The sequence below is a fragment of the Neopoerus faecalis genome (genome assembly GCF_029218125.1).
GTDB classification, from domain to species: domain Bacteria; phylum Bacillota; class Clostridia; order Oscillospirales; family Oscillospiraceae; genus Oscillibacter; species Oscillibacter faecalis_A.
Genome location: NZ_JARFXX010000006.1, coordinates 155,326 through 167,696, shown reverse-complemented (window position 1 = coordinate 167,696; position 12,371 = coordinate 155,326). Strand labels below are relative to the sequence as shown.

Genomic DNA, 12,371 nt, shown 5'->3' with positions numbered 1-12,371 from the left:
CACTTGACCTTATGTTAAAAATCTATTAAAATAGTAAATTGCATTGCAATATTATATTATGGAGAGTCTTTCGCTCTCCTTTGAATGGAAAGGCCGATCGATATCATGAAACATCCCTACAAAACCCGAGAGGGCGGCGCGACCGTCACAATCTTCGTTCCTTACGATTGTAAGAATCACTGCCCTTTCTGCATCAACAAGGAAGAATACGGTGATATGACTGGCTTCTCTCTGGAGAAGATCGTGGAAAGCATCCGCCGGATGGACGCCATCACGCCCCGGTGCGATTTTGTGTTTACCGGCGGCGAGCCCTTTGCCGATATTGAAAAGCTCCAGACCATGCTGGACGTTATCCCCACAACTCATCGCGTCTTCATCAACACGACTCTGCCGGTCTCCCAGCTTCAGACCGAGGATGACATTCTGGCGTTTGCGGAGCGGAACAAGGAGAAAATCACCTGCATCAACGTTTCCCGGCACATGCAGCATTATGTGGTGGAGTCCAATGACTCTCTGCTCTCCCGTCTGCCGGTGCCCTTCCGCATCAACTGCGTGCTCTACAAGGACTATCCCAAGGAAAACCTCATTCCCTTTATTGAGCGGTTCCGCAAAATTCCCGGCGCCAGCATCCAGTTCCGCTTTGATTACACGGCAACCACGCCGGAAAATCTCTACGAGCCGGATAAAATTCTCCATGATCTGAAGGAAATTGCCGATTATACCGGGCTGGATGGCTGCCGGATGCGCTGCGGCTTCCACTTTGACTACAAGGGCATGGAGCTGACCTACCACAAGACCCTGCCCTACTCCACCATTGAGGAGACCGACCCTACAGATGGCGTGACCTACGATATTCTCTATGATATCCTCATCAAGCAGAACGGCGATATCCACTCCGATTGGACCGGTGTGAAGATGGATGTTCCTGCCTACAAAAAGGTCACCTTTGAGCCCTATGACCTCAAGTGGCTGGAGGGCGGCCCCCGCAAGTAAACGAATTTGCTTCAGGCTGACAAATCACTTGTGTGATTTGTCAGCCTGTTTTTTATCTTCCATACGAAGTCATTTCATTTTCTGATAAGTCTGGCTTGTATTGCAAAAGCGCAAAAAAGGACGCCCTGTTCAAAATGAACAGGGCGTCCTTTTCCATATTCTATTCGGTTCCGGTGCCGTATCAGCGGTTCAGACTGGCCGCCCAAAGTCCTGCATCGCCAAAGCCCCCGCTGGGGTCTCCGCCCCACGGGTCCACCGGCACCGTCGGCTCCGTAGGCGTTGAGGGCTCAGAGGGAAGATTTTCATCTCCAAAGCCCCCGCTGGGGTCCTCCGTGGGCGGATTGTAATTGGGGTCATTGGGATCCTCGGCCTCTCCGCTGGAATGGTCGGGATCCTCCGGCGTCATCCCGGCATGGACCGGACAGCCGATGACTGCGGGATAGGTCTCGCCGCCATTCGCCGTGGGCGTGGGCTCCAGCCCGATGGCCCGCTTCATTTCGATCAGGTGGAACATACTGTCCGGGTTCTTGGCGCTGTCCGTTGTGATGGATGCGTAGCGAGTCCCGTTTGCCCGGAAATACTCCTCCCGCTCAAAGTCCAGCACGGCTACCTGCTTAACCGCAGAGGACGGGCAGCTATCCGTGGCAAGACATTTGCCCTCAGTACAGTAATCCACGAAAACGTGCATATCGCAGGACTCGGTGGGAGCAGTCCCCGATGCCACTGTGACCTCAACGATTCGGCTGCCCCGGATATCGGAGGCACACGCGTCCGTTGCCAGCTTGCCGCTGTCAGAACAGACCCGCACCGTTTCCAGACCACTGGAGGGTTTTGAAAAGCTCTTATTGGCCAGATTTTCGTGAATTTTCTGCATGACCGGTTTCCACATGGTAATAGCCGGGTTGCCGGAGGCGGAAATTTTCTCGTTGGTGGAGGGATAGCCTGTCCACACCGCTGCGCAGTAGTAGGGCGTATAGCCCACAAAGTAGCGCACGCGGCTGTCATCGGTGGTACCGGTCTTACCGGCGATGGTCATGCCGCTGAACTTGGCGGAGGTGCCGGTACCGGCGTTGACCACGCTGGTGAGCATCTGGTTCATGAGGTATGCGGTGGTCTCCTTCATGGCAACGTGGGTCTCACCCTCGTTTTTCAGGACCACCTCGCCGTTGCTGTCCCGGACCTCGGTGTACATCTTGGGGGAATTATAAACGCCGTTGTTGGCAAAGGCAGAAAAGGCCGCCGCCATCTCCACGGTGCTCAAGCCGTAGGTCAGACCGCCCATGCCCAGGGGCGAAACAGCCATATCCTCCGGCACAAGGCTCAGCCCCAGCTTCTCCGTGGCGTAAGCGTAGGATTCCGCCACCCCCAGCGCCTGCACGGTCTGCACGGCGATGGTATTGATGGAGCGGCGGACGCCCTCGCCGATCATGGTCCGGCCGGTGTAGGTATTGGGGGAGTTCTTGGGCCACGGCGTACCGTTCAACAGCTCGACGGGGTAGTTATCAAACGTGGTGGCCGGGGTCACGGCTCCGGCATCCAGCGCGGCGGAATACACCGTCAGCGGCTTGATAGAGGAGCCCACCTGATGCTTCTGCACCGCGTAGTTATCCACAAGGTTCTGGGTCTTGGCCCCCACTGCGCCCACCATGGCAACGATGTTGCCCGTATAGGGGTCCATGATGGTAATACCGGACTGAAGCTGCTTACCCTTCGCGGAGTGAATATTCAGGTTGTCCGTATTCTCATAAACGCTTTCGGCAATTCTCTGGATGTCCAGATCCATCGTGCAGTAGATCTGGTAGCCGCTGTTGTTCACAAGCCGCTGCGCCGCCTCATAAGAGATGCCTTTGGCCTCCGCAAGATCATTCGTCACATCCTTGATGAGCTGCTCAACGAACCAGTTGTTGATCTCAACACCGTCCGTCTGCTTGATGACGCTGCTGGCATCGCCGGAGGTATCTGTGAAGTTCAGCGGCTCCGCCTTGGCGGCCTCATATTCCTCTTTTGTCAGGTAAGGCTTGCCGGTGTCGGGATTGACAACCTCCGTCATTTTCTTCAGGATGGTCTCCTGCCGCTGCTTGTTCAGCTCCCGGGGCGTAATGGTTGTACCGTCCTTGCGGGTGTACGTCCGTTCATATTTGGGGTTGTATAGGGACGGGTTATTGGTGATGGCGATGATGCAGGCGCTCTCCGCCACAGTCAAATCCTTAGCGTCCTTGCCGAAGTAATATTCCGCGGCGGTCTGTACACCGTTGCAGCCGCTGCCAAGGTAGATCATATTCAGGTACAGCTCTAAGATTTGCGTTTTGGTGTAATTCTTTTCAAATTCCAGCGCTCGGAAAATCTCCTTGACCTTACGGTTGATGGTGTTCTGATTTTCGCCGGTCATGTTTTTCAGCATTTGCTGGGTAATGGTGGAGCCGCCGTAGCTGTCATTGCCGCCGGTAAGCATCGTCACCGTTGCGCCCAGCGTCCGCTTCCAGTCTACGCCGTGGTGGCTGAAGAAGCGCTCATCTTCAATGGAGACTGCCGCCTCCCACAGTCCCGGCGCCATATCGCCGATGTCCACCCAGACGCGGTTTTCCTGTCCGTGGACCTTCTGGAACTCCACCCACTCGCCGCTGTCCCGGTTCTGGTAGTACACCACGGAGCTCAGGGCCATGGTGTAATCCTCTGCCTTCACATCCAGTGTTGGCAGCAGGGATGTATTGACATACTTCATAAAAATGCCGAACAGCATCGCCACGGTGCACACACCCACCAACATCAGCGTCAGCACCGTCATTAAAATACCCTTGGCCGCGCCAGCGGTCCGGTTTCTCCGCTGCTTCCGGGGATGTCCGACCGGCTCCTGTGCCCGCGGGCTTCTTCTCTCGTCCATGAGGACCTCCTTTTTGCATTACTCAAAGCGCCATATAGGAATGGCTGCATACTACACCATTATCAGAGATATTATATCATCCCCTGTCAACCTTAAAAATGTCGGTTTCTCCTGCCAAAAAGTTTCCGTACTGCTCCGTTTTTTGGAAAACTCTTTGTTTTCTTAACGTCCGGCTGCAAAACTTCCACCGTTTTTCATCTCTTTTGCTCTTGCAAAGTCTGCTGCTTTCCGCTACAATAGCATCAAATCACCGTGCGCCGCTTTGGTGCCCGGTCTGAGAAAGGGTAAACGAGATGAGTGAAGAATTCGGCCCCACCTTTATTACCGTAACTGACGAGGACGGCAAGGAGCTGGTCCTTGAATTTGTGGATACTCTGGAATATAACGGCCAGATGTATCAGGCCTTCTTCCCCGCCGAAACCGAGGATGAAAACGAGGATGACCCCGATAACGGTCTGGTCATTCTGAAGGTCATCCATGAGGATGGCGAGGATATGCTCTCCACGCTGGATTCCGACGAGGAGCTGGAGGCCGTATACGAGCAGTTCATGGAGCTGCTGTTTGATGACGAGGAGGAATAACCGCCTCCCTGTCCGGGAAAACTGACACCATGCCCTGCGGGGTGCGTGATAGATCTTTTTTTAACCCACATTTCGTTATTCGGGATGCCGCCTCAGTATGTGGCTCGCAGGCCTCCCGGCTGCTGTTTGCGGCTGGAAGTTGGAAGCGGTAAAGCATACTGGAAGCAACCCACCTGTGCTTGAAGGTGCAGGTTATAACGAGGTCTACACGGCCGCCGCGGGGCACATGAATATCAAAACGGACTGCTTTGCAGTCCGTTTTTTCAGACTATTTTCAGATAACTTTGCTATACTTTTAAAAGTCGGGTCATGCCCTGCCGAACGCGGACATAATCTGGCTCTTGCATATCGCCGTCCAATCCAGTATAATAAATCGGTATGCAGCGGCGCCGTTCGGCTCTGCCGCAACGGAAGAACCATTGAATTTGAGAGGATGAACAACAAAAATGAGCGCATCGAACGAAAAGAAAACGCGAAAGGACGCCATTTCCGAAACGCCCAAGACCGCCATGGAGATTGAAAAGCAGAAGGCGGAAAAGCGCAGCAATTTCCTGTACGGTCTGATTGCCGTGGTATTTGTGGTGCTGGCCGTGGTGTCTCTGGTTTGGAAATCCGGCATTGTCAACCGCACCGCCACCGCCGTGACCATTGACGGACAGAAGTACAGCGCCGCCGAGGTGAACTTCTATTATCAGAATGTCTACCGCAGCTTTTTGAGCAGCAATTCTTATTTCATCAGCTATCTGGGACTGGACACCAGCTCCTCCCTGAAAAATCAGACCATCAACGCCACGGCCGCATCTATGATGGGCGTGGAGGAGGGCTCCTCCTGGTTTGATTACATGATGGATAACGCCATCCATCAGATGACCACCATCCAAAAGGGTCTGGAGGCTGCCAAGGCGGAGGGCTACCAGTTCCCGGACAGTGTGCAGGCCCAGTATCAGGACTCTATGGACTCTCTGAAGACCGCCGCCACTTCCAGCGGTATGTCCGTCAATAAGTACCTCCAGCAGAATCTCGGCAGCACCATGACGGAAAAGGTCTACGGCCAGCAGGTTCTGAAGCTCCTGCAGTATCAGGATTACGCCAACGCCTATGCCGACCGGCTGACCTATACCGATGAGCAGTTGGAGGAAGCCTATCAGGCCGATACCAAGACCTATGACAAGGCCTCTTGGGAGTATGTGGTTGTCAGCGGCGCCGCTGAGAGCACTACGGACGCCGATGGCAACACCGTTCAGCCCACGGATGAGGAAACCGAAGCCGCGAAGGCTGCCGCCAAGGAGACCGCCGATAAGATTCTGGCAGCCTACAAGGCCGGTACCTCTCTGGAAAGTGCCGCCGGCAACTATGAAAAGGCCAGCTATTACAGCAGCGACAGCACCACCTACTACGATGGCACCACCGGCAACTGGCTGTTCGACGGCGCCCGCAAGAGCGGCGATACCGCCGTTCTGGAGGTCGGCAGCAGCTACTATGTGGCTCTGTTCCACAGCTGCGGCCGCGAGGAATACAACACCGTGGATGTGCGCCACATCCTCATTCAGCCCGAGAGCGGCACCCTGTCCACTGATGACGAGGGCTATGATGCCGAGCAGGAGGAGTTGAAGGCCGCCGCCCGCACCAAGGCTGAAGAAATTCTGGCTGAGTGGAAGGCCGGTGACGCTACTGAGGATTCCTTTGCCAAGCTGGCAATGGAGGATTCCGCCGATGGCTCCAAGTATACCGGCGGCCTGTACGCCCGCATCACCAAGGGTCAGATGGTTGAAGCCTTTAATGACTGGTGCTTTGACTCCTCCCGCAAGAGCGGCGACACCGATGTGGTGGACACCACCTACGGCTCCCATGTCATGTACTTTGTCGGTACGGACCTGCCCGCTTGGGCCGCTGCTGTGACGGACAACCTCCAGACCGAGGACACAAACAAGTGGAACGAGGAGCTGACCAAGGACGCCGTAACGGAGCAGAAGAACTTCGGCATGAAGTTCGTCAGCTGATCTTATATTCCCCTTTAAATCTTTAATCACCGGGGCTGGCTGATGATCAGTCGGCCCCGCTTTATTTCTGATAAAAGCCTGTCCAAAGGCAGGCGGGAGCAAATGATGGACGCACGTTTTTTAAGAAATGAAATGCTCTGGGGCAAGGAGGGGCAGGCCCGTCTCGCCCGTGCCCATGTGATTTTATTCGGGCTGGGCGGTGTCGGCAGCTATGTGGCCGAATGTCTGGCCCGCTCCGGCATCGGAGAGCTGACGCTGGTGGACGGAGACACGGTGGCTCTGTCCAACCTGAACCGGCAGTTAGAGGCCCTGTCCTCTACCATTGGACTGCCAAAGGCCGAGGCCGTAGCCCGGCGCATCGCTGAAATCAATCCGGAGGCGGTCCTGCACCCCATGCAGGCGCTGTACAATGCCGATAACCGGGCACTCTTCTTCCCGGAGGGCTGCCACTATGATTACATCGTAGATGCCATTGACCTTGTGAGCTGCAAGCTGGATTTGGCTGAGACTGCCCGGCGGCTGCACATCCCGCTCATCATGGCGCTGGGAACCGGCAACAAGCTGGACCCCTTCCTGCTGCGGCTGGCGGATATTTCCGAAACCTATGGCTGTCCGCTGGCGCGGGTCATGCGAAGGGAACTGCGAAGCCGGGGGATTCAGCACCAAACCGTTGTCTTTTCCCCGGAGGAACCGGCCCCCACTCTCCAACTGGAGGCCCCGCCGCCGGGACGCCGCAGTGTTCCCGCCAGCAATCCGTGGGTCCCGGCCACGGCCGGTCTGCTGATGGGCAGCAAAGTTGTGCGGGAGCTTATCAGTCGAGAGGGATAATGCTATGTTAACCGGAACCATTATCAACACGCTTGCCATTGTCGCAGGCTCTCTGATTGGGCTTGCCATACAGGCCGTCACCAAGCACTCCGCCGACGACGTGTCCGCTGACAGCCTTGGTGGGCGGCTTCAGGCCCTTGTAATGCAGGGCATGGCACTGTGCGTCCTCTACATCGGCATCAGCGGCAGTCTCAAGGGGGAAAATACGCTGGTGATCATCATCTCTATTGCGCTGGGCGCCGTTATCGGCGAACTGCTGGACTTGGATGCCAAAATGCACGCCCTCGGCGACTGGGTACAAAAGAAAACCGCACGCCTCGTCCATACGGACGAAGGCTCCCCCAGCGTGGCAGACGGTTTTGTGACCGCTTCCCTGCTGTTCTGCGTAGGCGCCATGGCCATTGTCGGGTCGCTGGAAAACGGCCTCACCGGCAACTACGATACTCTGAAAGCCAAGGCCGTGATAGACGGAATTGCCGCCATTGTTTTCGCCTCGTCTCTTGGGATCGGCGTTCTCTTTTCCGCCGCGGCAATCTTTCTCTATCAGGGGACGATCTCCCTTGCAGCCGGATTGCTGGCCCCCCTGCTCAGCGATAGTGTAATCGCGGAGATGACCTGTGTCGGCTCTCTGCTCATTGTGGCGTTGGGACTGAATATGCTGGTGGCGTCAAAAATCAAGATCATGAATCTGGTCCCCGCCATTTTTCTCCCGATTTTGCTCTGCCTGTTTATGTAAATCTCCTGACCGTAAAGAGCAATTTCAAAGCGGACATTGCATAAAAGTAAAAACCCCGGCAGGTCATCGTTTCCGATGACCTGCCGGGGCTTCATTTTAAATCAGGTTAAGCATTCATACAGAGCAACCGCTCCGCGCCGGATACGGCTTACTCCTGATTGCCGTTGTCCTCTCCGTTGTCTTCCTCCAGAGAGCTCATGTCAAACTCCAGCTTTTCGCCGCAGTTGGGGCAGATGACCTCGCCATCCTCCAGCACGGACTCATCAAAATAGATGGTCTCCTCGCAGGTGGGGCAGGTGGTAGCGTAGCAGTCCTCGTCCTCCTCGGCATCGTCCTCATAATACTCATTGTCAAAGGACTCGTCCTCGTCATCATCCTCGCCGTACACAGCGTCCTCAACGTCCTCCAGATCGTCGCTGACAACGTCCAGACCGTCCTCCAGCTCTGTCTGAGAATCCCACAGGTCCTCCAGCTCCAGACTGATATCCTCTAAGATATCGGCCATGGCGGAGAGAATTTTTCCCTCGTTGGACTCGGTATCCAGCTTCATGCCTTCCATAAGGCCCTTTAGATAAGCAACTTTCTCAGTGATCTCCATCGTGATCGCTCCTTTCAAAATATCATGTTGGGAAATAAAGGGGGGACTGCAGTCCCCCCTTTCGGCTTACTCCTTGACGCGGCCCAGATACTCGCCGGTGCGGGTATCCACCTGAATCTTCTCGCCCTCGTTGATAAACAGGGGCACCTTGATGATCGCACCGGTCTCCAGCGTAGCGGGCTTCGTGACGTTGGTGGCGGTATCGCCCTTCACGCCGGGCTCGGTAGCGGTGACCTCCAGCTCCATGAAGTTAGGAGCCTCCACGCTGAACACATTGCCCTTATAGCTCACCAGCGTGCACATGGTATTCTCCTTGACAAACTGGAAGCTGTCGCCCAGAACGTCCTTGTTCAGCGGGGTCATGTCATAGGTCTCCGGGTCCATGAAATAGTACAGATCGCCGTCGTTGTAGCTGTACTCGGCGTTTCTGCGCTCCACAGTGCCGTTTTCAAACTTGGCGCTGGGGTTGAAGGACTCCTCACGGATAGCACCGGTCATCACGTTCTTGTACTTGGTGCGGACAAAGGCAGCGCCCTTGCCGGGCTTCACGTGCTGGAAGTCCACCACCAGCATGGGCTTACCGTCCATCTCAAAAACAACACCCTTGCGGAAATCGCCTGCGGAAATAGGCATAGTTAAATCCTCCTCACAAATCTTTACGAGAAAACGACCGTGAAGTGGACATTTTCTCAATATTTTCTGTTTCTTCAAAATTGACCGATGATATTTTACCCTATCTTGTCCGCCTTTGCAAGTAGTTTTCCGTTTATTTTGTGTTTTCTTTCGGCTTTTTTTGCATTTTCAGCGGACAGGCCGCCTTAAACGGCCGCTGCAGCAGGTGCAGAAATCGGTTCCACGCCCCCACCGGGCCGCCCAGCGGCTCCACCATCAGCGCCAGTACGCCTGCCCTGCGGGCGGCCAGCATATCCGTCAGCAGCTTGTCCCCCAGCATGGCCGTGTGGGCCGGGGACACGCCCACGCGCTCCATAGCGGCCCACAGGCCCTTGGGGCTTGGCTTTCCCGCGTGGCCCTGAAAGCCCACCCCCAAGTCCGCGCAGAACTCCGTGACCCGCTGCCCGGAGCGGTTGTTGGAAACGATCATGACCGTGATGCCCGCGTTCTCCATGGCGGCGATCCATCGGCGCAGCGCGTCATCCGGCCGCCGGACAGCCTTCGGCGCCAGCGTATAGTCAAGGTCCGTCAGCAGCAATCCGATTTCACGCTGCCGCAGAAACGCGGGCGTAATGTCCCGGTAGCTGTCAAAAAGAACATCCGGCGTCAAAAGCATGAACCGCTCCCCCTTTTCGTATAAGTGGTAGTATAGCAAAAAGCAAATCATTTCTCAAGGGGGGAATTCTCATGCGCCTCTATTTGACCGTGCGGCCCGAGGATGTCCGGGAGGCGGCGCCCTACCATCGGGAGCTGGCTCACGCCGCCTATCATATTGGGGAGGAATCCGCGCTTTTGCGGCGAAATCTGCTGGTGCAGACCAGCGGCGGGCTGCTGGTACTCAGCGACCGGGGCGCGCCGCCGGTGGAGGACCCGGAGGGACTGGCCGGGGCGCTGCTCCGGGAGTGCGGACGCAGGAGCTATTCCGGCATCGTACTGGATTTTGAAATGCCGCCGCGCCGGGACCTATCCGACCTTGCCGCCGCCCTCGGACGGAGCTGCGCCGCCGGACACCGCCCTCTTTACCTCCCGGAAGCGTATGCCAAATTAACAGCGCACCGCATCGTCATCATCAACACGGCAGTGTCCGGCGGCAGCTTTGAGGAGCACCTGCGTGAAGTCATCTCACTTTACGGCGGTTCCCAACACATTGCGCTGGACGTTCAACTGCTCCGAATGTGCTTTTCCCTCCCAGCCCCCACCGGGCTGGGAGAACCGCTGACGCCGGAGAAGCTGGATACGCTGCTGCACGCGCAGGGCCCCGCCGTTTTCTTCTCCCGGGACCTGTGCGCCCGGTACTTTACCTGTACACGAAGCGGTCAGGCGCAGTTCATTCTGTTCGACGATGCCGGAACGCTGCGGCAAAAGCTGCGGCTGGGACAGCAGCTTGGCGTAGCCGCCGCCTTTTTCCAGTGGCCGGAAATCAGCAACATCGCCCCGGAGCTGTTTGCCCGCTCCTGAACCAATATTTACCGTTTTATTTCCGCACTTGCCGGAACGCTGTCTTTACAAACCGCGCAGAAGCGTGTAAAATATTTGTTAATTATTGAATTTTGCAGAATACGGTCATATTTAAAAAAAGAGAGAGAATACAAGAGTGGTTATGAACAAACATACGAATTGGTCCCGGCTGGCCGCCGGTGCGCTGGCGCTGTCCCTTCTGTCCGGGTGTGGTGCAGAAAAGGCCGCCGCCGAAAGCAAAACCGTTACGCTGGACCCCAGCAATCCCGTTTCCCTGACGGTGTGGCACTACTACAACGGCGCACAGCAATCCGCTTTCGATGAGCTGGTTTCCGAGTTTAACGCCACCGTTGGCAAGGAGAAGGGCATTTATGTAGAGGGCTACAGTCAAGGCTCCGTATCAGACCTTGAAAAAGCTGTCACTGCCGCAGCCGCCGGCTCCGTCGGCTCTCAGGAGCTTCCCAATATCTTCTCCACCTATGCCGACACAGCATACGCCATGCAGCAGCAGGGCAAGCTGGCCGACCTTTCCCGGTTTTTCTCCGCTGAGGAGCTGAGCGAATACGTGGACGCCTATATTCAGGAGGGCTACTTCCACGATGACGGTGCGCTGTACATCTTCCCTGTCGCTAAATCCACCGAGATCACCATGATCAACACCACCGACTGGCAGCCCTTTGCCGACGCCACCGGCGTCACGCTGGACCAGCTTTCCACCACAGAGGGCATTGTGGACGTTGCGCGGCAATACTACGAGTGGACAGACAGCCTGACCCCCGATGTGCCCGATGACGGTAAGGCCTTTTATGGCCGGGATTCCATGTCCAACTATTTCATCATCGGCATGAAGCAGATGGGCGTGGACATTTTCGATGTGGAAAACGGTGAGGTCACGCTCCGGCCGGAAAAGGAGCAGATTCGCCGCCTGTGGGACAACTATTACGTTCCCTACGTCAACGGCTGGTTCGCAAGCCTCGGCAAATTCCGCTCCGACGATGTCAAGACCGGCGACATTCTGGCTTACACCGGTTCCTCTTCCTCCTCCATGTACTTCCCGGATCAGGTGGTGCTGGATGACAGAAGCCGCCCCATCGGCTACGCCGTACTGCCCACGCCGGTCATGGAGGGCGGCCAGCACATCAACGTGCAGCAGGGCGCCGGCATGGCCGTGACCCTGTCCGACGAGCAGCATGAGTTTGCCGCCTGCGAATTTTTGAAGTGGTTCACCGCCAAGGAAAATAATCTCCGCTTTGTGTGCGACTCCGCCTATCTGCCGGTCCGTAAGGACGCTAACTCCATGGAAGCGCTGGAGGCTGTCATTGAGGACCAGCAGCTCAGCATCAACAGCAAGGCGTATGACTGCCTGAGCAGCATCCTCAGCGATTACGATTCCATTTCGTTCTACACGCCCAAGTGCTTCCAAAACGGCTTTGCCGCCCGGAAGGTGCTGGACTACAACCTCTCCGACAAGGCCGTGGCTGACAAAGCCGCCATTGACGAGGCCGTTGCCGCCGGAACGCCCCGGGCCGAGGCTGTCACCCCCTATGTGACGGACGAGGCTTTCGAGACGTGGTACGAGGCCTTCTGCCAAGTGCTGGAAACCGCCGCTCAGTCCTGAGCGAAA

11 protein-coding genes and 1 other RNA gene are annotated in these 12,371 nt (G+C 56.3%); 8 read left to right on the top strand and 4 right to left on the bottom strand.

What is annotated here, in order from left to right; translation table 11 throughout:
* Positions 1-105: 105 nt before the first annotated feature.
* Positions 106-993, top strand: a complete 888-nt coding sequence (locus PY311_RS08920) for a 4Fe-4S cluster-binding domain-containing protein (RefSeq protein WP_286148333.1) — start codon at positions 106-108, stop codon at positions 991-993.
* 181 nt (positions 994-1,174) lie between these two features.
* Here PY311_RS08920 and PY311_RS08915 read toward each other — a convergent pair whose 3' ends face one another.
* Positions 1,175-3,874: a transglycosylase domain-containing protein gene (locus PY311_RS08915; RefSeq protein WP_286148332.1), complete on the bottom strand. Its 2,700-nt coding sequence runs from the start codon at positions 3,872-3,874 to the stop codon at positions 1,175-1,177.
* A 293-nt stretch (positions 3,875-4,167) separates the two neighbouring features.
* Here PY311_RS08915 and PY311_RS08910 point away from each other — a divergent pair, with 293 nt between their 5' ends.
* The 5 genes from PY311_RS08910 to PY311_RS08890 all read left to right on the top strand — a co-directional run bounded on the left by PY311_RS08910 (position 4,168) and on the right by PY311_RS08890 (position 8,019).
* Positions 4,168-4,455, top strand: a complete 288-nt coding sequence (locus tag PY311_RS08910) for a DUF1292 domain-containing protein (RefSeq protein ID WP_286148331.1) — start codon at positions 4,168-4,170, stop codon at positions 4,453-4,455.
* Positions 4,456-4,483: 28 nt separating this feature from the next.
* Positions 4,484-4,683, top strand: a non-coding RNA gene (gene ssrS, locus PY311_RS08905) — 6S RNA.
* Positions 4,684-4,901: 218 nt separating this feature from the next.
* Positions 4,902-6,455: a peptidylprolyl isomerase gene (locus tag PY311_RS08900; protein ID WP_286148330.1), complete on the top strand. Its 1,554-nt coding sequence runs from the start codon at positions 4,902-4,904 to the stop codon at positions 6,453-6,455.
* A gap of 102 nt (positions 6,456-6,557) precedes the next feature.
* Positions 6,558-7,283 (top strand): tRNA threonylcarbamoyladenosine dehydratase, encoded by a 726-nt coding sequence (locus PY311_RS08895; RefSeq protein WP_434059939.1) that lies wholly within the window; start codon positions 6,558-6,560, stop codon positions 7,281-7,283.
* Between the two features lie 4 nt (positions 7,284-7,287).
* The gene (locus tag PY311_RS08890) at positions 7,288-8,019 is read left to right on the top strand and encodes a DUF554 domain-containing protein (protein WP_286148328.1); all 732 of its coding nucleotides are present in this window, start codon (positions 7,288-7,290) and stop codon (positions 8,017-8,019) included.
* 148 nt (positions 8,020-8,167) lie between these two features.
* Here PY311_RS08890 and PY311_RS08885 read toward each other — a convergent pair whose 3' ends face one another.
* From PY311_RS08885 to PY311_RS08875, 3 genes are all read right to left on the bottom strand, one after another.
* The gene (locus PY311_RS08885; RefSeq protein ID WP_286148327.1) at positions 8,168-8,617 is read right to left on the bottom strand and encodes a CD1247 N-terminal domain-containing protein; all 450 of its coding nucleotides are present in this window, start codon (positions 8,615-8,617) and stop codon (positions 8,168-8,170) included.
* Positions 8,618-8,683: 66 nt separating this feature from the next.
* On the bottom strand, positions 8,684-9,250 hold the full coding sequence (gene efp / locus PY311_RS08880) for an elongation factor P (protein WP_286148326.1): 567 nt from the start codon (positions 9,248-9,250) through the stop codon (positions 8,684-8,686).
* A gap of 133 nt (positions 9,251-9,383) precedes the next feature.
* Positions 9,384-9,905 (bottom strand): YqeG family HAD IIIA-type phosphatase, encoded by a 522-nt coding sequence (locus tag PY311_RS08875; RefSeq protein WP_286148325.1) that lies wholly within the window; start codon positions 9,903-9,905, stop codon positions 9,384-9,386.
* A gap of 71 nt (positions 9,906-9,976) precedes the next feature.
* Between PY311_RS08875 and PY311_RS08870 the strand changes: the two genes are divergently transcribed.
* Both PY311_RS08870 and PY311_RS08865 read left to right on the top strand, forming a co-directional pair.
* Positions 9,977-10,747, top strand: coding sequence for a hypothetical protein (locus PY311_RS08870; protein ID WP_286148324.1), 771 nt, complete (start codon positions 9,977-9,979; stop codon positions 10,745-10,747).
* A 142-nt stretch (positions 10,748-10,889) separates the two neighbouring features.
* Positions 10,890-12,365 (top strand): extracellular solute-binding protein, encoded by a 1,476-nt coding sequence (locus PY311_RS08865; protein ID WP_286148323.1) that lies wholly within the window; start codon positions 10,890-10,892, stop codon positions 12,363-12,365.
* Positions 12,366-12,371: the final 6 nt, after the last annotated feature.

Coding starts and splice junctions, on each gene's coding strand:
- PY311_RS08895 (WP_434059939.1), top strand. CDS start 6,558: ATGATGGACGCACGTTTTTTAAGAAATGAAATGCTCTGGGGCAAGGAG.
- PY311_RS08910 (WP_286148331.1), top strand. CDS start 4,168: ATGAGTGAAGAATTCGGCCCCACCTTTATTACCGTAACTGACGAGGAC.
- PY311_RS08875 (WP_286148325.1), bottom strand. CDS start 9,905: ATGCTTTTGACGCCGGATGTTCTTTTTGACAGCTACCGGGACATTACG.
- PY311_RS08920 (WP_286148333.1), top strand. CDS start 106: ATGAAACATCCCTACAAAACCCGAGAGGGCGGCGCGACCGTCACAATC.
- PY311_RS08890 (WP_286148328.1), top strand. CDS start 7,288: ATGTTAACCGGAACCATTATCAACACGCTTGCCATTGTCGCAGGCTCT.
- PY311_RS08900 (WP_286148330.1), top strand. CDS start 4,902: ATGAGCGCATCGAACGAAAAGAAAACGCGAAAGGACGCCATTTCCGAA.
- efp (WP_286148326.1), bottom strand. CDS start 9,250: ATGCCTATTTCCGCAGGCGATTTCCGCAAGGGTGTTGTTTTTGAGATG.
- PY311_RS08885 (WP_286148327.1), bottom strand. CDS start 8,617: ATGGAGATCACTGAGAAAGTTGCTTATCTAAAGGGCCTTATGGAAGGC.
- PY311_RS08870 (WP_286148324.1), top strand. CDS start 9,977: ATGCGCCTCTATTTGACCGTGCGGCCCGAGGATGTCCGGGAGGCGGCG.
- PY311_RS08915 (WP_286148332.1), bottom strand. CDS start 3,874: ATGGACGAGAGAAGAAGCCCGCGGGCACAGGAGCCGGTCGGACATCCC.
- PY311_RS08865 (WP_286148323.1), top strand. CDS start 10,890: ATGAACAAACATACGAATTGGTCCCGGCTGGCCGCCGGTGCGCTGGCG.